The sequence below is a fragment of the Clostridium sp. MB05 genome, from assembly GCF_046581255.1.
Lineage (GTDB): Bacteria > Bacillota > Clostridia > Clostridiales > Clostridiaceae > Clostridium.
In genome coordinates this window covers 202,501-223,354 of the sequence record NZ_CP174370.1, presented here as the reverse complement: position 1 = coordinate 223,354, position 20,854 = coordinate 202,501, and the positions used below count along the sequence as shown (strand labels likewise).

22 protein-coding genes (1 of these 22 cut by a window edge) are annotated in these 20,854 nt (G+C 28.2%); 17 read left to right on the top strand and 5 right to left on the bottom strand.

What is annotated here, in order from left to right; translation table 11 throughout:
- The first annotated feature begins 259 nt into the window (after positions 1-259).
- The 12 genes from ACH36K_RS01065 (at position 260) to ACH36K_RS01010 (ending at position 10,638) form a co-directional block, all read left to right on the top strand.
- Entirely contained in the window at positions 260-1,399 is a 1,140-nt protein-coding gene (locus ACH36K_RS01065; RefSeq protein WP_411169192.1) for an iron-containing alcohol dehydrogenase, read from the top strand.
- The gene (locus ACH36K_RS01060; RefSeq protein ID WP_411169191.1) at positions 1,399-2,202 is read left to right on the top strand and encodes a Cof-type HAD-IIB family hydrolase; all 804 of its coding nucleotides are present in this window, start codon (positions 1,399-1,401) and stop codon (positions 2,200-2,202) included. Before ACH36K_RS01065 ends, ACH36K_RS01060 begins: the two co-directional genes overlap by 1 nt.
- A gap of 418 nt (positions 2,203-2,620) precedes the next feature.
- The gene (locus ACH36K_RS01055; RefSeq protein ID WP_411169190.1) at positions 2,621-2,806 is read left to right on the top strand and encodes a hypothetical protein; all 186 of its coding nucleotides are present in this window, start codon (positions 2,621-2,623) and stop codon (positions 2,804-2,806) included.
- Entirely contained in the window at positions 2,807-3,217 is a 411-nt protein-coding gene (gene mscL, locus ACH36K_RS01050; protein WP_411169189.1) for a large-conductance mechanosensitive channel protein MscL, read from the top strand. It abuts the gene before it with no gap.
- A 269-nt stretch (positions 3,218-3,486) separates the two neighbouring features.
- Positions 3,487-4,563 (top strand): pyridoxal-phosphate-dependent aminotransferase family protein, encoded by a 1,077-nt coding sequence (locus ACH36K_RS01045; protein ID WP_411169188.1) that lies wholly within the window; start codon positions 3,487-3,489, stop codon positions 4,561-4,563.
- 164 nt (positions 4,564-4,727) lie between these two features.
- Complete coding sequence (locus tag ACH36K_RS01040) at positions 4,728-5,636, top strand: D-2-hydroxyacid dehydrogenase (RefSeq protein ID WP_411169187.1); 909 nt, start codon at positions 4,728-4,730, stop codon at positions 5,634-5,636.
- A 67-nt stretch (positions 5,637-5,703) separates the two neighbouring features.
- Complete coding sequence (locus tag ACH36K_RS01035) at positions 5,704-6,939, top strand: DUF1015 domain-containing protein (protein ID WP_411169186.1); 1,236 nt, start codon at positions 5,704-5,706, stop codon at positions 6,937-6,939.
- A gap of 390 nt (positions 6,940-7,329) precedes the next feature.
- Positions 7,330-7,857, top strand: a complete 528-nt coding sequence (locus ACH36K_RS01030) for an ECF transporter S component (protein WP_411169185.1) — start codon at positions 7,330-7,332, stop codon at positions 7,855-7,857.
- Positions 7,850-8,428 (top strand): class I SAM-dependent methyltransferase, encoded by a 579-nt coding sequence (locus ACH36K_RS01025; RefSeq protein ID WP_411169184.1) that lies wholly within the window; start codon positions 7,850-7,852, stop codon positions 8,426-8,428. The genes ACH36K_RS01030 and ACH36K_RS01025 overlap by 8 nt, the downstream gene beginning before the upstream one ends.
- A gap of 132 nt (positions 8,429-8,560) precedes the next feature.
- On the top strand, positions 8,561-9,298 hold the full coding sequence (locus ACH36K_RS01020; RefSeq protein ID WP_411170639.1) for a ferritin-like domain-containing protein: 738 nt from the start codon (positions 8,561-8,563) through the stop codon (positions 9,296-9,298).
- 164 nt (positions 9,299-9,462) lie between these two features.
- Complete coding sequence (locus ACH36K_RS01015; RefSeq protein WP_411169183.1) at positions 9,463-9,879, top strand: hemerythrin domain-containing protein; 417 nt, start codon at positions 9,463-9,465, stop codon at positions 9,877-9,879.
- A 252-nt stretch (positions 9,880-10,131) separates the two neighbouring features.
- Positions 10,132-10,638, top strand: coding sequence for a COG2426 family protein (locus ACH36K_RS01010; protein ID WP_411169182.1), 507 nt, complete (start codon positions 10,132-10,134; stop codon positions 10,636-10,638).
- A gap of 247 nt (positions 10,639-10,885) precedes the next feature.
- Here the strand turns inward: ACH36K_RS01010 and ACH36K_RS01005 are convergent, their stop codons facing one another.
- On the bottom strand, positions 10,886-11,578 hold the full coding sequence (locus ACH36K_RS01005; protein ID WP_411169181.1) for a 5'-methylthioadenosine/adenosylhomocysteine nucleosidase: 693 nt from the start codon (positions 11,576-11,578) through the stop codon (positions 10,886-10,888).
- 316 nt (positions 11,579-11,894) lie between these two features.
- Here ACH36K_RS01005 and ACH36K_RS01000 point away from each other — a divergent pair, with 316 nt between their 5' ends.
- The gene (locus tag ACH36K_RS01000) at positions 11,895-12,656 is read left to right on the top strand and encodes a ThiF family adenylyltransferase (protein ID WP_411169180.1); all 762 of its coding nucleotides are present in this window, start codon (positions 11,895-11,897) and stop codon (positions 12,654-12,656) included.
- A gap of 58 nt (positions 12,657-12,714) precedes the next feature.
- Here the strand turns inward: ACH36K_RS01000 and ACH36K_RS00995 are convergent, their stop codons facing one another.
- Positions 12,715-13,584 (bottom strand): AraC family transcriptional regulator, encoded by an 870-nt coding sequence (locus ACH36K_RS00995; protein WP_411169179.1) that lies wholly within the window; start codon positions 13,582-13,584, stop codon positions 12,715-12,717.
- A 254-nt stretch (positions 13,585-13,838) separates the two neighbouring features.
- On the opposite strand from ACH36K_RS00995, the gene gnpA reads away from it, so the two are divergent.
- On the top strand, positions 13,839-15,998 hold the full coding sequence (gene gnpA, locus ACH36K_RS00990; protein ID WP_411169178.1) for a 1,3-beta-galactosyl-N-acetylhexosamine phosphorylase: 2,160 nt from the start codon (positions 13,839-13,841) through the stop codon (positions 15,996-15,998).
- A 152-nt stretch (positions 15,999-16,150) separates the two neighbouring features.
- Here the strand turns inward: gnpA and msrA are convergent, their stop codons facing one another.
- On the bottom strand, positions 16,151-16,621 hold the full coding sequence (gene msrA / locus ACH36K_RS00985; RefSeq protein ID WP_411169177.1) for a peptide-methionine (S)-S-oxide reductase MsrA: 471 nt from the start codon (positions 16,619-16,621) through the stop codon (positions 16,151-16,153).
- A gap of 75 nt (positions 16,622-16,696) precedes the next feature.
- Complete coding sequence (locus tag ACH36K_RS00980; RefSeq protein ID WP_411169176.1) at positions 16,697-17,365, bottom strand: DUF4230 domain-containing protein; 669 nt, start codon at positions 17,363-17,365, stop codon at positions 16,697-16,699.
- A 181-nt stretch (positions 17,366-17,546) separates the two neighbouring features.
- Here ACH36K_RS00980 and ACH36K_RS00975 point away from each other — a divergent pair, with 181 nt between their 5' ends.
- Positions 17,547-18,485, top strand: coding sequence for a GNAT family N-acetyltransferase (locus ACH36K_RS00975; protein ID WP_411169175.1), 939 nt, complete (start codon positions 17,547-17,549; stop codon positions 18,483-18,485).
- A 29-nt stretch (positions 18,486-18,514) separates the two neighbouring features.
- Positions 18,515-19,375: a glucose PTS transporter transcription antiterminator GlcT gene (glcT, locus tag ACH36K_RS00970; RefSeq protein ID WP_411169174.1), complete on the top strand. Its 861-nt coding sequence runs from the start codon at positions 18,515-18,517 to the stop codon at positions 19,373-19,375.
- 51 nt (positions 19,376-19,426) lie between these two features.
- Here glcT and ACH36K_RS00965 read toward each other — a convergent pair whose 3' ends face one another.
- Complete coding sequence (locus tag ACH36K_RS00965; protein WP_411169173.1) at positions 19,427-19,945, bottom strand: PTS glucose transporter subunit IIA; 519 nt, start codon at positions 19,943-19,945, stop codon at positions 19,427-19,429.
- Positions 19,946-20,472: 527 nt separating this feature from the next.
- Between ACH36K_RS00965 and nagE the strand changes: the two genes are divergently transcribed.
- On the top strand, positions 20,473-20,854 hold the beginning of the coding sequence (gene nagE, locus ACH36K_RS00960) for an N-acetylglucosamine-specific PTS transporter subunit IIBC (RefSeq protein WP_411169172.1). 1,064 nt of this gene lie beyond the right edge of the window; 382 of the gene's 1,446 nt are visible here — the first part of the coding sequence; the start codon lies at positions 20,473-20,475; the stop codon falls past the right edge of the window.

Genomic DNA, 20,854 nt, shown 5'->3' with positions numbered 1-20,854 from the left:
ATACACCTCACTTTCGACTATATTATAGCCCCCTCAAAATGGCATTGTACACAGGTTAGAGCGTATGATTGTTACCACAATAATATGTGAAAATATAACGTTTATTTATAATAGAAAAATAATAAATAAAATTTGAAATTATAAGCAGATGTTTAGAAATTGCCCTATGAATATGGATTTGAATTTATACTTTGGTAAGTAGAGGATTATGCAGTTTATTATTATACTTAAAATATAAATATCAAAGGGAGGATTTATTATGTTTAATTATTATCAACCAACCAAAGTACATTTTGGTCCAAGTAGATTAAATGAATTAGGAGAAATTTGTAAGAAGTATGGTAATAGATGCCTTTTAGTTACAACAGCTGATGCTCCATTACAAAGTCTATATAATAGAACAAAAAATATTCTAGAAAGTGCTAATATTGAAGTTTTTCACTTCGATAAAGTAGAACCAAATCCAACAGTAGAAATAGTACAAAAAGGATTTGATATGTTAAAAAAGAATCCAGCAGATTTTGTACTAGCAGTTGGAGGGGGTAGCAGTATTGATACAGCGAAAGCTATTGCCTTTACAAATGGATTAGAAAAAATAGATTGGGATAATATATTTAATAAATTTAGTTCACCATTTGAAGATTATCCTTCTTACAGTGAAACAATATTACCTTTAATTAGTGTTCCAACAACATCAGGAACAGGTTCACAAGTAACACAAGCAGCAGTAATAACAAAAGGTGATGAGAAAATAACATTCTTCCATCAAGACTTATTTTCAAAAGAATGTATTATAGATTCAGAATTAACTGTAACTCTTCCACCAAGAATCACTGCTTCAACAGGCTTTGATGCATTTACTCATGCCTTTGAAAGCTTTATAAATAAGAGAGCTTCTTTATTGAGTTCAATGGATTCACTAAAAGCAATGGAGCTAATTATTGAAAACTTACCTAAAGTAATGAAAGAACCAAGTAACATAAAATACCGTGAAAAAATGTCTATGGCAGATACTTTAGCAGGAAGAGCTTTAGCAAACTCAGGTGCAGCAGTACCTCATCCATTATCAGAAATAATAGGAGGAATTGCACATGTTTCTCATGGTGAAGCATTAGCAGTAGTTTTCCCTCCATACATAAAGAAATCTTTTGAAGAAAATAAAGAAAAGTTCAATAGAGTAGCTCAATTATTTAATCCAAGTATAGAATTAGATAATAATGATAATGTACTTTATGATTATATATGTGAATTATTAGAAACTATTGGAATTAGAAAGAAACTATCTGATTTAGACGTAAAAGAAGAAGAGTTTGAAAAAATATTAAAATCACCAGTACTTGATCACTTACCATTTGGTTCAAGAGAATATTTAGAAGGAATACTAAAGGAAACATTCTAATGAAAGCCTTTTGCATTGATCTTGATGGAACCTTATTAAGAAGCGATAAAACAGTAAGTGATATTAATAAAGAATCTATTAGAAAAGCAATTAATAAAGGAAATAAAGTTTTTATAGTTACAGGAAGACCTTATTGTTTTGCTAAATATTTAGCTAGAGAAATTCATAATGATGTAAAAGTTATATCCTTTAATGGAGGTTGTTACGATAAGGGCGAAGATATAATTATAAATTCAATAAGCAATGAAGTGTTTATAGAAGCCATTAATATATTAAGAAACTCTAATTGTAAGAGCTTTTTTAAAGGAAAGAACTTATTTTACACAACAGAAGATTATGATGATAGATTTTTATATGACAAAATTAATGATAAAGTTTCTGATGACTTAAAAGTAAAATCCTACACTAATTTATCGTGGGATGAAATAGAAAGTAATGCTAAAGATATTATTAAGATCCTAACATATTCTTATGATAAAAAAGAAATTGATAACCTTAGATTAGACCTACAAAATATAAAAGGTTTAACTATTAGCAGTTATATGGATATAAGCTTAGACATAACTGGTAAAAACACTGATAAAGGAATAGCCGTTAATGAAATTATGAGTTATTATAGAATAAATAAATCAGATATAGTAGCTATAGGAGATTCAGAAAATGATATTCCTATGTTAAAAGAAGCTGGATATAGTGTAGCTATGGGAAATGCGGAAGAAAAAATAAAAGTAATTTGTAATATGGTAACTCTATCAAATGATGAAGATGGAGTTTCATATGCCATAGAAAATATAATAAATTAAAAAGAGTTGAAAGATCTAATTACAAATATAGAAGAGGATATTTCTTATTTTTTCAAATCAAAAGAAAGTTAGAATAAGATTATATATTAAGTTTAAATAGAAGATAGATCAATCCTGTATATAATTTATGAATACATTAAACAAAAGAGATTCAAGTATAACTTGAATCTCTTTTATTTAATTAGAGGGGGAACTTTTATGTTCCCCAAATTTTTATAGATGGGAGTTAGAAGTTTTTCAATTTACCAATGAGTGAAAAGCCTCTTATGTGATTAATATATGGAAATAATAAAAATAAGTTACTAAAATTAAGTATGTTTTATCTAATAATTTAACATTTAATGTTTTTAAGCAAAAAGTTACTTTATATGATAAAATATTATTAAAATTATATTCTATTTTAAAAGGGGATGTTATAGTGCCAGATGGAAATGGAGTAAATTGTAAATATTGTCCAGAGTATAAAAAGAACTGTAATGGTAATGATAAAACATGCTTATGTTATAAGTGTCCAAGACATTTAGGACAATGTATGTGCGTAAAATATTGTAGAGAAACAGAATCTATACTAACTTTTGAAGAGCATTATGAAAGGCGTGATTAAATGAAGGAAAAAGGTAAAAAGTTTATAAATGAATTTAAAGATTTTGCTATGAAGGGAAATGTTCTAGACTTAGCAGTTGGGGTTGTTATAGGGGGAGCTTTTAATAAAATAGTTTCATCATTAGTAAATGATATAATAATGCCACTAATTGGTGTATTAACAGGGGGAGTAAATTTTAAGGATCTTTCATATACAGTGAAGGGTGCAGAATTAACATATGGAATGTTTATTCAAAACATAGTTGATTTTATAATTATAGCTTTATCTATATTTGTATTTATAAAAGTAGTATCTAAATTAAATAGAAAGAAAGAAGAAGAAGTAGAAGCTAAAAAAGAAGAAGAGAAAAAATTAACAATGGATCAAGAGTTATTAGTAGAAATAAGAAGATCTTTTGAAGTCTCAAAATAACATATCTAACTAATAAATTAGCACATATTTTACAATTAAATTTACATAGAATATAAATAAAATTAGTAGGTTATAGTCTTAATGAATATTATAGAAAGACTATAACCTTATTTTATTAACAATATTTAAATTAAAGGATATGATATTAATAAAATAAGATTACTTTATAAATATTAATAAAATAGTTGTTAATCATGTAAAAAAGTAGTAGAATTAACAATAATTAAATAAGCAATAAAATAAAAGAATAGATTTGGGGGCGAGGCATAATGCACAAAAAGCTATTTATTCCAGGGCCGGTTGAAGTAAAGTCAGATGTATTAGAGCAAATGGCAAGGCCTATGATTGGGCATAGAAGTAAAGAAGCTTCAGAGCTTCAAAGAAGAATAAGTGACAATTTAAGAAAAGTATTTTTTACAGAAAGTGAAATTTTACTTTCAACTACATCAGGTAGTGGACTTATGGAAGGAGCCATAAGATGCTGTACGGCAAAGAGGGCAGCTGTATTTTCCGTTGGGGCTTTCGGAAAGAGATGGCATGAGATGGCAACTTCTAATAATGTTCCTGCAGACTTATTTGAAGTAGATATGGGAAAAGCTATTACAGCTGAAATGGTTGATGAAGTATTAGCAACAGGAAAGTATGATTTAGTAGCAGTAACTCATAATGAAACATCTACAGGAGTAATGAATCCAGTAGAAAAAATAGGTGAAGTAGTAAAAAAATATAAGGATATTGTATTTATAGTAGATACAGTAAGTTCTGCAGCTGGAAGTAAAATAGAAGTTGATAAATGGGGCATAGACATTTGCATAACATCAACTCAAAAAGCAATAGGGTTGCCACCAGGAATGGCAATATGTACTTTTTCAAATAAAGCTAAGGAAAGAGCTGAAAAAGTGCCTAACAGGGGATTTTACTTAGATTTATTAGCTCTTTATAAGTATATTCAAAAAAAGGATTACCAATATCCATCAACTCCTTCTATATCACATATGTATGCTCTTGATTATCAACTAGACTATATATTAAACAAAGAAGGTCTAGAAAATAGATTTATAAGGCATATAGAAATGGCTAAAGTAGTTAGAGCATGGGCTAAAAAGTATTTTGATATTTTTCCTGATGAAAATTATTTATCAAACACTTTAACTACTGTTAAAAATAATAGAGGAATAGATGTATCGGCTTTAAATAAAGAATTAGGAAAAAGAGGTTTCCAAATATCTAATGGATATGGAAGTTTAAAAGATAAAACTTTTAGGGTAGCTCATATGGCAGATTGTCAGATGGATGATATAAATGAATTACTTAAGAATATAAATGAAATTTTAGGGCTAGAATAATAAATTTAAGTAGAGCACAATTTTAAGCAATAAGCAATAAGCAATAAGCAATAAGTTAGGGATAATATCTAATAAGAGTTTGGAGTAGAATCTAAGCTCTTATTATCATAGATAATATTATTTTAAAATATTTATTTATGAATAGCTTTCTAGGGGGTATAAAAATGTATAAAATATTAGTAAGTGACGGTTTGCAAGAAAATACAATTAATAAGTTAATAGAGGCAGGTTTTGAAGTTATAGATCAGCATTATGATAAAGAAATCCTTGGAGAAAAACTTAAGGATTTTGATGCTTTAATTATAAGATCAGCTACGAAAATAACTAAGGATATTTTAGAAAAGGCTTCAGGTGGAAATCTAAAATTAATAATTAGAGCTGGAGTTGGAATAGATAATATAGATATATATGCAGCACATGAACAGGGAGTTGCCGTTAAGAATACTCCAAATGCTAGTTCAGATTCAGTTGCAGAGTTAGCACTAGCCCATATGTTCGCAGTTGCAAGATTCGTTGGTACATCAAATTACACTATGAGAAATGGTGAATGGAACAAGAAAAAATACGAAGGTATTGAACTTTCAGGAAAAACCTTAGGAATAGTAGGAATGGGGAGAATAGGTAAATCATTGGCTAATAAAGCTACATCACTAGGAATGAAGGTTATTTATAATGATGCTTTTGGAAAACAAGAAGATGTAACTTATGAATTTTTAGAGTTAAATGATTTATTAAAGAGATCAGACTTTATTTCACTACATGTTCCATATGATAAAGAAAGTGGAACATTAATTGGAAAAGAAGAATTGAATATACTGAAGGATGGAGCTTATATAATAAATTGTGCAAGAGGGAAAGTTGTTGATGAAGAAGCACTTTTAGAAGCTTTAAATTCTCGAAAAATAGCAGGGGCAGGAATAGATGTATTTGAAGTAGAACCAAATACAAATGAAGACTTAGTCAATCATCCAAGAGTAAGCTGTACTCCACATATAGGAGCTTCAACAATTGAAGCACAAGATAGAATTGGAGAAGAAGTAATATCAATAATAAAGGAGTTTTTTACTCTATAGAAAATCAGCTAAGCAAGCTGGCCTTGGCGACTTTTTTACTAAAGAAAGAAAATAGGAGGAGTTATTAATGGCGGTTATTAGACCTTTTAAGGCAATAAGACCTGTGAAGAAATTAGCAGATAAAATAGCAGCACTTCCTTATGATGTAATGGATAGTGATGAAGCTAGAGAAATGGTTAAGAGTAATTCTTATTCGTTTTTACATGTAGATAAGGCTGAAGTAGATTTACCACAAGATATAGACATTTATGATGATAAAGTTTATGAAAAAGCTAAAAGTAATTTAGATAAAATGATAGAAGATGGTTTATATATTGAGGATGAAAAGCCATATTTATATATATACAGACAAATAATGAATGAAAGAAGTCAAGTTGGTCTTGTAGGCTGTGCTTCAATAGATGATTATACTAAAAATATAATAAAAAAGCATGAGCTAACAAGAGAAGACAAGGAGATAGATAGAATTAATCATGTTTATAAATGTGAAGCTCATACAGGTCCTATATTTTTAACTTATAGAGAAAATAAGGAGATTTCAAGTATAATAAATGAATGGATGAAGAAAGATCCTGTATATGACTTTATTTCAGAAGATAAAGTAGGTCATACTGTGTGGGTTATAGATGATGAAAATACAGTAACTCAAATAAATGAATTATTTAAATCTGTAGAATGCTTATATATTGCAGATGGACATCATAGATCGGCATCAGCAGTAAAAGTTGGGCATATAAAGAGAGAAGAAAATGAAAACTATACAGGAGAAGAGGAGTTTAACTATTTCTTATCAATTTCTTATCCTGATAGCGAGCTAGAGGTATTAGATTATAATAGAACTGTTAAGGATTTAAATGGGATTTCAAAAGAAGAATTTTTAAATAAAGTAAGTGAGAAATTTACAGTTACTAAAAGTGACGAAAGAGTTAGACCAAAAGAAAAGCATACTTTTGGAATGTACTTGGAAAAACAATGGTACTTACTAGAAGCTAAAGAAGGTATATTTAATCCTCAGGATCCTGTGGATCAGTTGGATGTATCAATACTACAAAATAATCTTTTATGGCCAATACTAGGAATAGATGATCCAAGAAAATCCAAGAGAATAGAGTTTATAGGTGGAGTTAGAGGATTAAAAGAACTTGAAAGAAGAGCAAATACAGATATGAAAGTAAGTTTTTCTATGTATCCTACAACTACAGAAGATATTATGGATATAGCCGATGGTGGGAAAATAATGCCTCCTAAATCAACTTGGTTTGAACCTAAGCCAAGAAGTGGACTATTTATTCATAAATTTTAAATTGTTGTCAAAACAAAAAAATGGCTACTAAGTCAGTATCTTAAATTAGGATACTGGCTTTTATTTTTTTGATATCCAATTATAACCTTATACAAGATAGATTTATTTAGTCCAGTGTGCTTAGAAAAGTCAAAACTAGATTAAATACAATGGATAATTTTACATAATATGTTTGTTGGTGGAATTTTGTATGATACAATTATTATATATATATTTCCAGAATAAGTAATTTAGTGTATGTTAATTGATTTAATATAGTTTTACAATCTTACTATTGAGGTATATTTATTTTATATTTTCATTACCTTCAGTTTGTACGTGGACATATGCAAGTTTGTTGAGAGATGGATGTGTACTTTTTTATTTTATATATTTAAGGAGGAAACTATAATGAATGTAAAAACAAACAACATGGTAAAGGCAAGTTTATTTATTGCATTGGGATTAATTTTCCCTTATATTTTTCATCTAACGGGGATGGCGGGTCCTATATTCTTACCAATGCATATTCCAGTTTTATTATGCGGACTTATGCTTGGTCCCAAATATGGATTAATTATAGGTTTTATAACACCTCTCTTAAATTCTGTAATTACAGGAATGCCACCTATATATCCAACTGGTATTTCCATGGCATTTGAACTTGCAACATATGGATTTGTGGGTGGATTTTTGTATAAGAAAAAGAATATCAATATGTTTATATCATTAATATTGGCAATGATATTGGGAAGGTTTGTGTCTGGAATTGCTATGTTTACAATGCTTACAGTAGGTGGAAAAAGTTTTGTATTGAAAATGTTCTTAACGTCAGCATTTATAACGTCTATACCAGGAATAGTAATTCAGTTGATACTAGCACCAATTGTAGTAAAGATTTCAGAAAATACGAAAGGGATGAAGACTATAAATGGATAGCAAAGAGTTTTTTAATAAAGTTGCGTTTGAATGGGATAATATGTGCAAACATGATGATATTAAGTTAAGGGAAATAATAGAACTATCTTCTATTAGAAATAATGCAAAAATACTTGATGTTGGTACAGGAACAGGCATATTAGTAAGTTACTTGCTTGAAAAGTCTCCATTGAAAATAACAGCTATTGATATTTCAGAAAATATGATTATGGTTGCTAAAGAGAAGTATAAGGATGATGGAGTTGAATTTATTGTAAAAGATGTTATGGATTTTAATGATAAAGGGTTTGATTATATATTCATTTATTCCGCTTATCCTCATTTTAATGATAAGGAAGCATTATTTAAGCATCTTCTAAATAGGTTAAATAATGGTGGCAAAATAATCATTGCTCATTCGGAAAGTAAGGAAAAAATTAATCAGATTCATTCGAAAAAGGATATTGTAAAAGATGATGTTCTTGAACCAGCTGAAGTAACAACTAAAATTATGTCTAAATACTTCACAATTGATAAGGTAATTGATAATGAAGAAATGTATTATATTTCAGCTTTCAAAGAAAGATGTTAGGGGGTATCCTTAACGACTTTTATTTATATAAGGGTGAAATGAACACATTTAAATTAGACTCATATAATGTCATTATATAAATTGTTTTTAGGAGGATTAGTAGTGTTTGTAGCACCATTTCAAAATAATCAAATGATTCAAAATCCGCAGTTACAAGAAGCCCTTAACGATATAAGAAAAGCAGTTGAGGGAGAAAGGGAAGATGAGTTATTTTATGATTACCTTATTAGTGTAGCACCTACTAGAGAAGAAAAGGAAATAATAGCTTCAATTAGAGATGATGAAAGAAGACATAATCAGATGTTTAGAAGAATTTATAAGGACTTTACAGGAATGGATGTAGTCTCAATGGATGAAGGGAAAACTTTTGAAAAGCCTGAGTCTTATTTAGATGGTATTAAAAAAGCTTTATTTGGAGAATTAGCAGCTGTAGAAAGGTATAGAAATATTAGAAGAGCTCTTCCGATGGGACCTTACAGAGATATGTTATTTGATATAATCACAGATGAGTTAAGACATGCTTCAAAATATAATTATCTATTTACACTGAATAGTACTATGAACAATTCTGAGATGAATAAAGCTTCAATGAAGAGATCATCAATGAGTAGATGTGAAAGGGAAGAAGATAAGTCTAAATTTACTCCAGATGATTGGATTAGATATATAACACCATTGGTTAAGCTTGCTCTAGAAGAATCTAAAGCAGGAATTAACTCTGAGTATTTATATCAAAAATTTATTTTAGCAGGTGTACTTGTGGGGTTAGGAATGAGCCCTGAAGATGCCATTGGTCAAATTGATAAATGGGAAGCTGGAGGAGGTTCTGAATTACTAGCAAAGAGTAAGATGAGTAGATATTTCAATTAAGGTTACTTTAATAAATGAATTTAATTTATTATAAATATAATTATACATTAACTAAATTAGTATTTATTAATTTGAACTTGTATCTCTAGTTACAGAATATATATATTAACTCATTTATAATCATAAATAAGATTAATAATTGTATAGAAGTGAGAGGGATTACAATGACAAATATAGATAATTTAGAAAGACAGCATATAGAAATAAATAATTTATTTAATAAAATTAATAAGAATTTAAGTTTAAGCAGTGTAACTGATGATTTAAATGGTTTAGTATTGGATATAAATACTCTTGCAGGAAAGTTAAATATCCATATGAGAACAGAAGATAAATTTTTATATCCACAATTAATAAATAGTAGCGATGATAAATTAAAGAAAATTGCTATTGAATATAGTGAGGAAATGGGAAGTATTCATGTGATTTTTAACGAATTTAAAAATCAGTTTAATACTAAAAATAAGATATTAAATGATAAAGATAAATTTTTAGTGGAAAGCAAAAGAGTATTAACTCTATTAAAAAATAGAATAGACAATGAAGATAAACACTTATATCCAAAGATCAAAAATTTATAAAATTATTATAGTATATTATTAGGAATTCCAATCCATGAAATTAAATATTGATTGGAATTCTTTTCCTTTAGCGATACAAAGCATAGATAAATCGATGATTTTAATATCTGTAAGATTATTCATTTAAAATTATTGCTTTTTGCAACAGAAAAACTTGAATACTATGTATTTATTATGTAATCTTATATATATGTGAATAATTACATTTTCATAAATAAGATTTAAAGAGATATATAGTATAAGGAGTATATTATGACAGATTCATTAATTAATTGGTTTACTAGCACATTAAGTTTTATGCCAAAGGAGTTTGTAGTGTTTATAATATCCATGGTACCTATTTTAGAGTTAAGGGGGGGCTTAATTGCGGCTTCTTTATTAGGAATTGGAGTATTTAAAGCTATATTTTTATGTATTTTAGGAAATATAGTTCCTATCCCATTCATTTTATTTTTCATTACACCAATATTTAACTGGATGAAAAAGACTAGGTTATTTAGACCTATGGTTGAAAAGCTAGAGAAAAAATCAATGGCTAAAAGTGAGCAAATCCAAAAATATGAGTTTTGGGGACTTGCATTATTTGTTGGAATACCTTTACCAGGAACAGGTGCATGGACAGGTGCGCTTATAGCATCGTTACTTGGAATTAAAACGAAGAAGGCATCCTTAGCAATCTTTGTAGGATTAATAATAGCAACAATAATAATGACTTTTATATCCTATGGAATTCCATGGTTTATTCAAGCAATGGCTTAAAAGGTATTGATGAATAAGACTCATTGGGGAGTCTTCCTTTAGTTTTTAAGAGTTGAAATGTAATATTGCGTTGACTTGAAGAGTAGCGAAGTGATAAAAAGTAAATAATATTTATATTAACCTATAAAGGTTACAACGACATAATTTACATAATTCCGAGGTATGGAGAATTATTACCTTTAGTATTAAAAAAACATATATTATCTTATGGTGACTTGGAGCAAATAAGATAATATATGTTTTTATTTTATAGTTTTTCTAACATACTTTTTAAAATTATAGTTGAATTTCTTACTGCAATAGGAATGAATTTTTCATAATCCATGTGAGCACCGTTATTAGCATTATCTGAAATAGATCTAATAACAACACAAGGAATATTATTTAAATAGCAAACATGAGCAATACTTGCTCCTTCCATTTCACAAGCCATTGCACTAAATTCCTTTTCAAACCATTGAATTTTTTCAACACTTGATATAAATTGGTCTCCAGAAACTATTCTTCCAGAGAAAGTATTAATTTCTTTAATTTCCTCACAAGCAGCTAAAGCAGCTTTAACTAACTTTTCATCACATTTAAAATCAAAAGTATCTAATCTTGGAATTTGCCCATGAGGGTCACCAAATACAGTTGTATCCATATCGTGTTGAACTAAATCAGTACCAACAACAACATCTCCAGGATAAATATTCTTTCCGATTCCTCCTGCAACACCAACATTTATTATAGAGGATACTTTATATTCAGATATTAATATTTGAGTACAAATAGCAGCATTTACTTTACCAATTCCACAAACAACTGCAATTATATTTTTATCTCCTAGAGTCCCTTTATAAAAAGTCATATTAGCTTTTTTTGTTTCTTCTTGAATAGACATATCTTTTAGAAGAAGTTCTAATTCTTCAGCCATGGCACTTATAATTCCTAAAACCATAATAAACCTCCTTAAAATTTAAGCTACTAAGCTTAAGGATTAATAATATGTAAAATTAATCTTTTAATATCTTACCATATAATATAATGTATTTAAATGATAGATAGTTATTTTGTAACCTTTAGTTAAAAATACATGTTATTTAGCAATATTTTTATATATAATTTTAAAAATATTGCTAAATGATATTAATTTTTAATTAGATGGAAAATAATATTATTGTATATAAATAAATAATAGTCTAAAATAAGTTATAAATTAAATAAAATAAAGTATTTTGTGTTAATATACACAAGATAAAAAAGGAGAGAAGTGAATGTTACAACATCCCTTATCTAGAACAGAGTTACTTATAGGAAATGATAGACTAGAAAAATTAAAAAATGCAAAAGTAATGGTATTTGGTGTTGGTGGAGTAGGTAGCTTTGCTGTTGAAGCGTTAACAAGAGCAGGTGTAGGAAACATAATATTAGTTGATGATGATACAGTTTGTTTAACTAATTTAAATAGACAGATACATGCTACATATGGAACTATAAGTAAGGTGAAAGTTGATGTTATGAAAGAAAGAATACTTTCTATAAATAGAAAATGTAATGTTACTACACATCAATTATTCGTAACTCCAGAAAATATAGAGGAATTAGTTCCAGATGATGTTGATTATGTAATAGATGCAATAGATACAGTTTCAGCTAAAATAGCTTTAGCTAAGTATTGCTATGAAAAAGATATAAATATAATTGCGTCAATGGGAACAGGAAACAAACTTGATCCAACACAATTCAAGGTTGCAGATATATATGATACTAAGGTATGTCCTTTAGCTAAGGTTATGAGATATGAACTTAGAAAAAAAGGAGTAAAAGAGCTTAAAGTTGTATATTCTGAAGAAAAACCAAGAAAACCAAAGGATGAAGATGTGGTTACTTGTAAGACTGGTTGCGTATGTACAGGTGGAACTAAAAAGTGCGCAATAAAAAGACAAATACCAGGAAGCATATCCTTTGTTCCTCCAGTTGCAGGTATGATCATCGGAGGAGAAGTTATAAAGTCCTTAATAGGTGAAAATAATTAATATTAAAATAGGAGTATGATTCATTATATTTTATTGGGGAATCGTACTCCTTATTTTTTTAAATAGTTTCTATTCTTGAGTTTTCTAATCTATAACCTTTTGGAGACATTCCAGTTACTTTTTTAAACATTTGACTGAAGTAAGATGAATTTCCAAATCCAACTATAGAAGAAATATCTCTAATTGAGTAGCTAGTGGTAACTAATAGATTTTTAGCTTCTTGAATACGTTTATTTATAGCATAGTTAATTGGTGAAACACCTATTTGTTTAGTAAAGGTATGAACTAAGTGGAATTTATTCATATAAGATAAATCAGATAAAAAATCTAATGTTATATTTTGAGAAAAGTGAGCATCTATATAATTTTTTATTTTTATACATTCTAAGTTTAATTTTTCTTGAGATTCTTCAATGAATAGTAGTGGAGTTGATCTTCGTACGATTTGAGTTATGAATAGTGTTAAAATACTTTTACATACAAGTTCATAATTAAATTCTTTATGTTCTATTTCATTAATTAATTGATCAAAGTAATTAAGTAGTAAATCTTTATCTTTAGAGAGGTTTATTATTTTATAAGGGTTCATCTGCTGTTCATTATTTCTTAAACTATAGGACTCAGGAAAATTTAATAATAAGTTGTCCACTCCTAAAACCACATATTCTAGTGGTTCATCAGATAAAGATGATTTTTCAGTATGTAGACAGTTAGAGTTAATTACAATTAAGTCCCACTTATTAACATTAACTATAGTATCATTTAAAAGAAATGCACCTTTTCCATTGGTTATAAAAAAAATCTCTGTAAATGGATGAAAGTGGGCTGTGCTGTGCCAATCGTTTTCAAATTTAGATTTACTTATATAAAGCAATTCATAATTAGGATCATAGTTTTTTTTATTTATTAGGTATCTTGTATTACCCATAGTACACCTCAAATCTATTTAATTAGTATATTTATTATATCATAATATATAGTTTAGTAATATTGCTATAATAGCAATATTACTAAAAAGAATAGCAACAATATTATTGTGTAAGAGATTTCAAAAGAATAAAATAAATATATAGAACCAAATGGGAATATAAGGAGAAAATTATCCTATATATTTTAGTTCAAAAGAAGTTAACAGAAGGTATGATTGTAAGTGGTATAAAGGAGTAATGGAGGAGGATGAAGATGAGTAAGGGAAGAGTTACAATTCCAACGGATGATAATTTTATAAAAGAGACTATGGAAATAGCAGAAAAGTGGGGAGCAGATGCAATACGTGACTGTGATGGTTTTAAGCTTCCAAAAGAAATAAAAGGTTTAGCAGAAAAAATATATTCTACTTATTTTGTAGCTCGTGGAGATAATGAATGGGCAGAACAAAATATAGAAGAATTACAACAAACATATTTAATGACTAAGCATCATTTAGCAACAAGTGAAACATTAATTATAAAAATAATGGATGGATATTTTAAAGAGCAAGTAAAGCCAGATTCATATCATGATGTTAAGGAGTTCTGGGAAGTTATAGATAGAACTACAGATGAGGTTATAGGATTAGATAAGTGGGAGTATAATGAGGAAGCTGATGAAGTAACAATAAAAGATACTAAGATATGGCATGAGTATACAGTTTCATTTTTAGCTTACTGTATATGGGATCCTACTCAAATGTACAACCATATAACAAATAATTGGGGAGACAAGCCTCATGAAATGCCATTTGATGCAAGGAAACCAAAAACTAATAAGCATATTTTTGAAATTATGCACAAGTGGTTAGATGAACATCCAGAAACTGATGTGGTTAGATTCACAACATTTTTCTATCACTTTACATTAGTATTTAATGATAGAGCAAAGGAAAAGTTTGTTGATTGGTTTGGATACAGTTCAAGTGTAAGTGCAGAAGCCTTAAGAGAGTTTGAAAAAGTTAAAGGATACAAGCTTAGAGCGGAAGATATAATCGATGAAGGATATTATAACAGTACATTTAGAGTACCAAGTAAGCAATATTTAGATTATATAGATTTTCAACAGCAATTTGTATCTAAAAATGTTAAAAAGCTTGTGGACATAACTCATGAGCATGGAAGAGAGTCTATGATGTTCCTTGGAGATAACTGGATAGGAACAGAACCATATGGTAAATATTTTGAGAGCATAGGGTTAGATGGGGTTGTGGGATCTGTTGGTAGTGGTGCAACTCTTAGAATGATTTCTGATATTCCGGGTGTAAAATATACAGAAGGACGTTTTCTACCATATTTTTTCCCAGATACATTTTATGAAGGAAATGATCCAACTATAGAAGCAAGAGAAAATTGGTTAACAGCTAGACGTGCAATAATGAGAAAGCCAGTGGATAGAATTGGGTATGGTGGATACTTATCCTTAGCTTATAAATTCCCTAAATTTGTAGATTACATAGAAAGTGTATGTAATGAATTTAGAGGGATATATGAAACTATAAATGGAAATAAACCTTATTGTGGACTAAAAGTTGCTGTATTAAATTGTTGGGGTAAGATTCGTACATGGCAAACACATATGGTAGCACATGCATTATGGTATAAACAAATATATTCATATTTAGGTGTTATAGAGGCTTTAAGTGGTATGAGCGTTGATGTAAGGTTTATAAGCTTTGATGACATAAAAGATAATGGAATTCCAGAAGAAATAGATGTAATTATAAATGCGGGTGATGCAGGCACTGCTTTCAGTGGTGGAGAAAAATGGCTTGATGAAAGTATAATTACTAAAATAAGAGAATGGATTTATAATGGTGGTGGATTTATAGGAATAGGAGAACCTTCAGCAGTATTAAATGGAGGACATTACTTCCAATTAGCAGACGCTTTAGGAGTAGATAAAGAGTTAGGTTTTTCATTAAGTACAGACAAAGATTTTAAAGAAGAATTAGATAATCACTTTATAACAGAAGATATATTTGAAGAGATAGATTTTGGTGAAGGTCAAAAGAATGTATATTCAACAAAGGAATCTACAGAAATAATTAAATATATAAATGGAGACCTATTAATGTCCGCAAATAACTATGGAAAAGGACGTACTGTGTATATTGCAGGATTACCATATTCAGTTCAAAATACACGTATTTTAACTAGGGCATGTTTCTATGCAGCTAATAAAGAAAATGAAATGAAGAAATGGTATTCTGATAATCCTTATTGTGAAGTATCTGCTTATTTAGAATCAAATAGATATGCAGTTATAAATAATTCTAATGAAAAACAAATATCTAAAGTTTACGATGGAGAAGGAAAAGCTACTAATATGGAGCTAAAACCTACAGAGATTAGATGGATTGATATAAAATAGAAAAAGGATTAAATTTATACTGTTAAAAATTGAATTTATGTGAGAGCTAATATGATTAAATAAATATGAATAAGGGGCTGTCGCACTAAAAGATACAAACACAATATATTGATATTGTAGTTAAATTTCTTCGTGCGACAGCCCATACTTTTTTATAGTTTTATATGACAATATCCATTAGGGTTTTTCTTTAGATATTTTTGATGATATTCCTCTGCCCTATAATAGTTAATTAAAGGTTCTACCTGAGTAACTATTTTCTTATCATATTTTTTTTGCTGATCATCTCTACTTTTTAATATTATAGGTAAATCAATTTCATCGAAATAGTATATTCCGGTTCTGTATTGGCTTCCAACATCAGGACCTTGTCTATTTAATACTGTAGGATCTATTATTGACCAATACTCATCTAATATATTTTTCAATGATGTTTCATTTTCATCATATTTAACTAAACAAACTTCTGCAAAGTAAGTATTTTTATGACATACATCCTCATAACTTGGATTTTCAGTTCTTCCATTCGCATACCCAACTTCTGTTTCAATAATCCCATTTAATCTAGATAAAAATTCCTCAACTCCCCAGAAGCAACCTCCAGCTAAAACTATCTTTTTCATTTAATCAACTCCTTTATACTAAAGTGTTCAAATTATTTAAATATATTATACATCTATAAATGAAATAGTACATATTTATTTAAAAGATATATAGACATCCATTTTCTCTTCTGTGATTTGATCTATCAATTTTTCTAATGATACTTTAGTATTAGAAATTACTTTATTATATATGTCATTGGTTTTCATAGTAGTTTCAAAATTTTTATAAACTTCATTTTGCATAGCCTCAAATTCCTCTGAAGTTAATTTGATTTCACCAAATCTCAGCAACCCATTAGAAGCGTCTTCATAAACAGTTTTATCTTTATCTATATTAATACTAAATATTTCAGGTTTAGATAGACTGACAGTAATCTTATTTTTTTCATTTTCTATGTTAATGTCATCATTTGTAATTTGTGATAAGTCTATAGAATATGAGCATTTAGCAAAAATTTTTATCCTTTTAAACTTTTGAAATATTTCAAAGTCTCCCCAGCTTTTGTCTATGGTTATTACTTGAGAAAGCTCTACTTCAAGTGGAATTATTTTATTTACATTTCTTATTTCTCTAATTAAGCTTTCTTCAGAACTTATTTTTAAATTATTAATATTTCGATATTTTATTTTATTTGAGTGAGATTTATATACCCAAAATAGCTTGCAAACTAATAGAATTAGTATTAGCACAAGTAAAAATTTAAAATAATTTCTTATTCTTTTTTTATTTTTACTTCTTTTAAATAACTTTAAAATGATCATATAAACTCCTAAGATAATTAATTACAATTAATTATATGATGGTTACATTTTAATAATGAATATACCGTATTAACTTCAGTTATTTGATAAATTAGTCGAATATAATGTGTTGTGTATCAGGCTATTTTATCGGTATAATATAATTAAGTGTAGACATATATGTAGCTTAGGAGAATTTGTTATGAGTGAAAACAGAGGAATAAGTATAGATTTAGTAAAAGGAACATTTAGTGATTATATTATAAAAGATAAGAATAATATATTTATAGGAAGGTTTACTATAGTCGAATTAGATAAGGATAATAAAAAATGTACTGTTAAACTTAAATTTTATAGAGAAAAAAAATATGATTTACTAAAAGAAACGGTACAAAGTATATTAAGAGCTGTATTTAAGGATACTAATATTTATAAAACTAATATACTTGTAGATGAGAATATCGAATACAAGGTATTTTTAGACTTAGGATTTACTTTAGAAGGGATATTTACGGAAAATCTTTTTTCTAATGGTGTATTTTTAGATGAGTTAAGTTTTGGAATTAATAGAAATGAATATAATAATCAAAACAGAAATTTTATGGTTGAACTAAAAGGTACAAATATAACTGTAAAAAACTTTACTCCAGATTGTGCTGAAGACTTATTAAATTATTATCTAGGAAATAAGGAACATTTAAGCAATTATGAACCTAGTAGAGATAATATTTTTTATACTTATGAAGTTCAAAAGGGTATATTATTAGAAAGCTACAAAAATTTAATGAGTGGTACTGGGGTAGACCTAGGAATATATAAGGATGATAAACTAATAGGGAAAATTAAACTATCAAATATAGTTTATGGAGTTTTCAAAAGTGGAATAATAGGTTATTCTATTGATAAAGATTTTCAAGGAAAAGGATATATGAAAGAAGCTGTTAAGTTAGTTTTAGATTATGCCAAAGATGAATTAGAACTACATAGAATAGAAGCATCCGTTCTAACTGATAATGAAAAATCTAAATCTGTTCTTGTTGGTTGTGGATTTGAAGAAGTAGGTTTAAATAAAAAGTATTTATTTATAAATGGAGCTTGGAGAGATCATATAACCTTTTTTAAGATATTAGAAAAAAGTTAATTATTATTTTTAATAAAGGAAGGGGAATAATGAAGGAGATTATATTAAATAATAATGCCACTGTAGTAAAATCTTTCAATAATAATATATTGCTTGTAAGAGAAAAGGGAAAAGAGAAAATATTATTTCAAAAAGGAATAGGTTTTAGTAAGAAGACAGGAGATATTATTCAAAAAGGAACTACAGTTGAAAAAGTATTTATAATTGAAGATGAGGATAATCAAAGAAACTTCGATGAGATATTAACTAGAGTAGATACAAAGTTAATAGCATTAGTTGAAGAAATGATTGCTGAAATAACAGATGAATTAGGCGAAGAACTTAATGAAAACATTCATATAGGATTAATAGATCATTTATTTTATGCGATAAAGAGATTAGAAGATAATGAAGAAATACAAAATCCTTTTTTAGTAGAAATAGAAACTCTATATAGTAGAGAATTTGAAATGGCTAGTGAATTAGCTAACAGAATAAGTGGGGAATTGAAGATAGATATACCTGAAGGAGAAAAAGGGTTTATAGCACTTCATATCCATTCAGCAAGGAATAATGGTAAATTGTCTAACACTATAAAATACAGCTTTTTAAGCAATTCTATAGTTCAGCATGTTGAAGATAGATTAAATATAAAAATTAATAAAAGATCATTAGATTATGCTAGATTTCTTACACATATAAGGTTCGCTATAGAGAGAATTATAACTAATTCACCTATAAAAAATGATTTAATAGATGCAATAAGAGAAAAATATCCTTTATCATATAAGATTGCAGAAGAGACTAGAAAAATAATTTGTAGAGTATTAGATATTTCAAGTGTGTCAGAAGATGAAGTTGCATATTTAGCTATGCATATAGAAAGATTTAGGGTTTCCATAATAAAATAAAAATCAGCCATTTTGAATTATGGCTGATTTTTATTTTATTGCTATTATATACTATACTTCAAAATTTACAACTACAGTTTTACCAGCAACAACATCTCCACTTTCAACTGGAGTTATTGATTTAGTAGCATCAACATTAGTTATTAATACTGGTGTTGCAAGAGATAACCCTTTGCTTAAGATTAAATCCCTGTTTATTTTTATTAGCGGTGTACCAGCTTTAACCTTTTTACCTTGTTCAACTAGTTGTTCGAAGCCTTCTCCATCAAGAGAAACAGTTTCTAATCCTATATGAACAAGTAATTCTAAGCCGTTTTCTAGTGTCATAGCAAAAGCATGCTTAGTTTTGAATACAAGAGTTAATTCTCCATCTGCTGGAGCAACAATAGTATCTCCTTCAGCCATTATAGCCATTCCATCACCAGCTAATTTTTCAGCAAAAACTGGATCTGGAACTTCTGATAGAGGAATAGCTTTACCAGAAACAGGAGCAACAAGTGCTTTAGAATTAACTAGAACTTCTTCATTATTAGGTTCTGATTTAAATAAATTCTTAATAAAATTAAACATAGTACTTCCTGAATATTCAGGAACCCACATCCTTTCTACTACATATTTTGACGAGCATATTAATTAATATTTATAGTATTTATTAATATTAATAAATACATTAATATTAAAAACAAAAGGCATAAGTCCTAGAAGATAAGGTGGACTCATGCCTGATTAAACAGTAACACGTCTAGTATGATTATATATATAGTTATTAAGTGTTGTCAATAAACTAAATTTAAAAAAGATAATGAAATCGTTAGCAAAATTAAGTATATTCAATATAATTAATGAAACCTTAAGAAAGTGATTCATAAATACGAAAAAACAATTAAAAAATCTATTGAAAACAATAACATAAAATGATACAATAAGTGTGTAAATAAAATATGTACAAATTTAGGCGTGTTATCAATTAGTTGAGCATGAGCCGAAAAGGATTTATATATCTATATATCCTTTTCGGCTTTTTTTATTTTTACAAGGGAATTATATTTTACAGCTACTTAGATTTGTATATAAAATTTTAAGGAGGATTTATTATTATGATGAAGTATCTTCAAAGACTAGGAAAATCTTTAATGCTTCCAGTAGCAGCATTACCCGTTGCAAGTATATTAATGGGTATTGGTTATTGGATTGACCCTACAGGCTGGGGAGCAAACAGTGTAATATCTGCATTTTTAATAAAGGCAGGTGGAGCACTAATTGATAATATGGCTATTCTTTTTGCAATTGGGGTATCAGTTGGGATGTCAGATGATAATGATGGTACAGCAGGGTTAGCAGGTTTAGTTTCATGGCTTATGATTACAACTTTATTAAGTCCAGGAGCAGTTGCAATGTTTAAAGGAATAGATGTTAAAGATGTAGCACCTGCATTTGGAAAAATTCAAACTCAATTCATTGGTATAGTTGCAGGTTTAA

Bases quoted from the DNA above. Each gene is read 5' to 3' on its own strand.
- ACH36K_RS01065 (WP_411169192.1), top strand. From the start codon at position 260: ATGTTTAATTATTATCAACCAACCAAAGTACATTTTGGTCCAAGTAGA.
- ACH36K_RS01060 (WP_411169191.1), top strand. From the start codon at position 1,399: ATGAAAGCCTTTTGCATTGATCTTGATGGAACCTTATTAAGAAGCGAT.
- mscL (WP_411169189.1), top strand. From the start codon at position 2,807: ATGAAGGAAAAAGGTAAAAAGTTTATAAATGAATTTAAAGATTTTGCT.
- ACH36K_RS01045 (WP_411169188.1), top strand. From the start codon at position 3,487: ATGCACAAAAAGCTATTTATTCCAGGGCCGGTTGAAGTAAAGTCAGAT.
- ACH36K_RS01040 (WP_411169187.1), top strand. From the start codon at position 4,728: ATGTATAAAATATTAGTAAGTGACGGTTTGCAAGAAAATACAATTAAT.
- ACH36K_RS01035 (WP_411169186.1), top strand. From the start codon at position 5,704: ATGGCGGTTATTAGACCTTTTAAGGCAATAAGACCTGTGAAGAAATTA.
- ACH36K_RS01030 (WP_411169185.1), top strand. From the start codon at position 7,330: ATGAATGTAAAAACAAACAACATGGTAAAGGCAAGTTTATTTATTGCA.
- ACH36K_RS01025 (WP_411169184.1), top strand. From the start codon at position 7,850: ATGGATAGCAAAGAGTTTTTTAATAAAGTTGCGTTTGAATGGGATAAT.
- ACH36K_RS01020 (WP_411170639.1), top strand. From the start codon at position 8,561: ATGATTCAAAATCCGCAGTTACAAGAAGCCCTTAACGATATAAGAAAA.
- ACH36K_RS01015 (WP_411169183.1), top strand. From the start codon at position 9,463: ATGACAAATATAGATAATTTAGAAAGACAGCATATAGAAATAAATAAT.
- ACH36K_RS01010 (WP_411169182.1), top strand. From the start codon at position 10,132: ATGACAGATTCATTAATTAATTGGTTTACTAGCACATTAAGTTTTATG.
- ACH36K_RS01005 (WP_411169181.1), bottom strand. From the start codon at position 11,578: ATGGTTTTAGGAATTATAAGTGCCATGGCTGAAGAATTAGAACTTCTT.
- ACH36K_RS01000 (WP_411169180.1), top strand. From the start codon at position 11,895: ATGTTACAACATCCCTTATCTAGAACAGAGTTACTTATAGGAAATGAT.
- ACH36K_RS00995 (WP_411169179.1), bottom strand. From the start codon at position 13,584: ATGGGTAATACAAGATACCTAATAAATAAAAAAAACTATGATCCTAAT.
- gnpA (WP_411169178.1), top strand. From the start codon at position 13,839: ATGAGTAAGGGAAGAGTTACAATTCCAACGGATGATAATTTTATAAAA.
- msrA (WP_411169177.1), bottom strand. From the start codon at position 16,621: ATGAAAAAGATAGTTTTAGCTGGAGGTTGCTTCTGGGGAGTTGAGGAA.
- ACH36K_RS00980 (WP_411169176.1), bottom strand. From the start codon at position 17,365: ATGATCATTTTAAAGTTATTTAAAAGAAGTAAAAATAAAAAAAGAATA.
- ACH36K_RS00975 (WP_411169175.1), top strand. From the start codon at position 17,547: ATGAGTGAAAACAGAGGAATAAGTATAGATTTAGTAAAAGGAACATTT.
- glcT (WP_411169174.1), top strand. From the start codon at position 18,515: ATGAAGGAGATTATATTAAATAATAATGCCACTGTAGTAAAATCTTTC.
- ACH36K_RS00965 (WP_411169173.1), bottom strand. From the start codon at position 19,945: ATGTTTAATTTTATTAAGAATTTATTTAAATCAGAACCTAATAATGAA.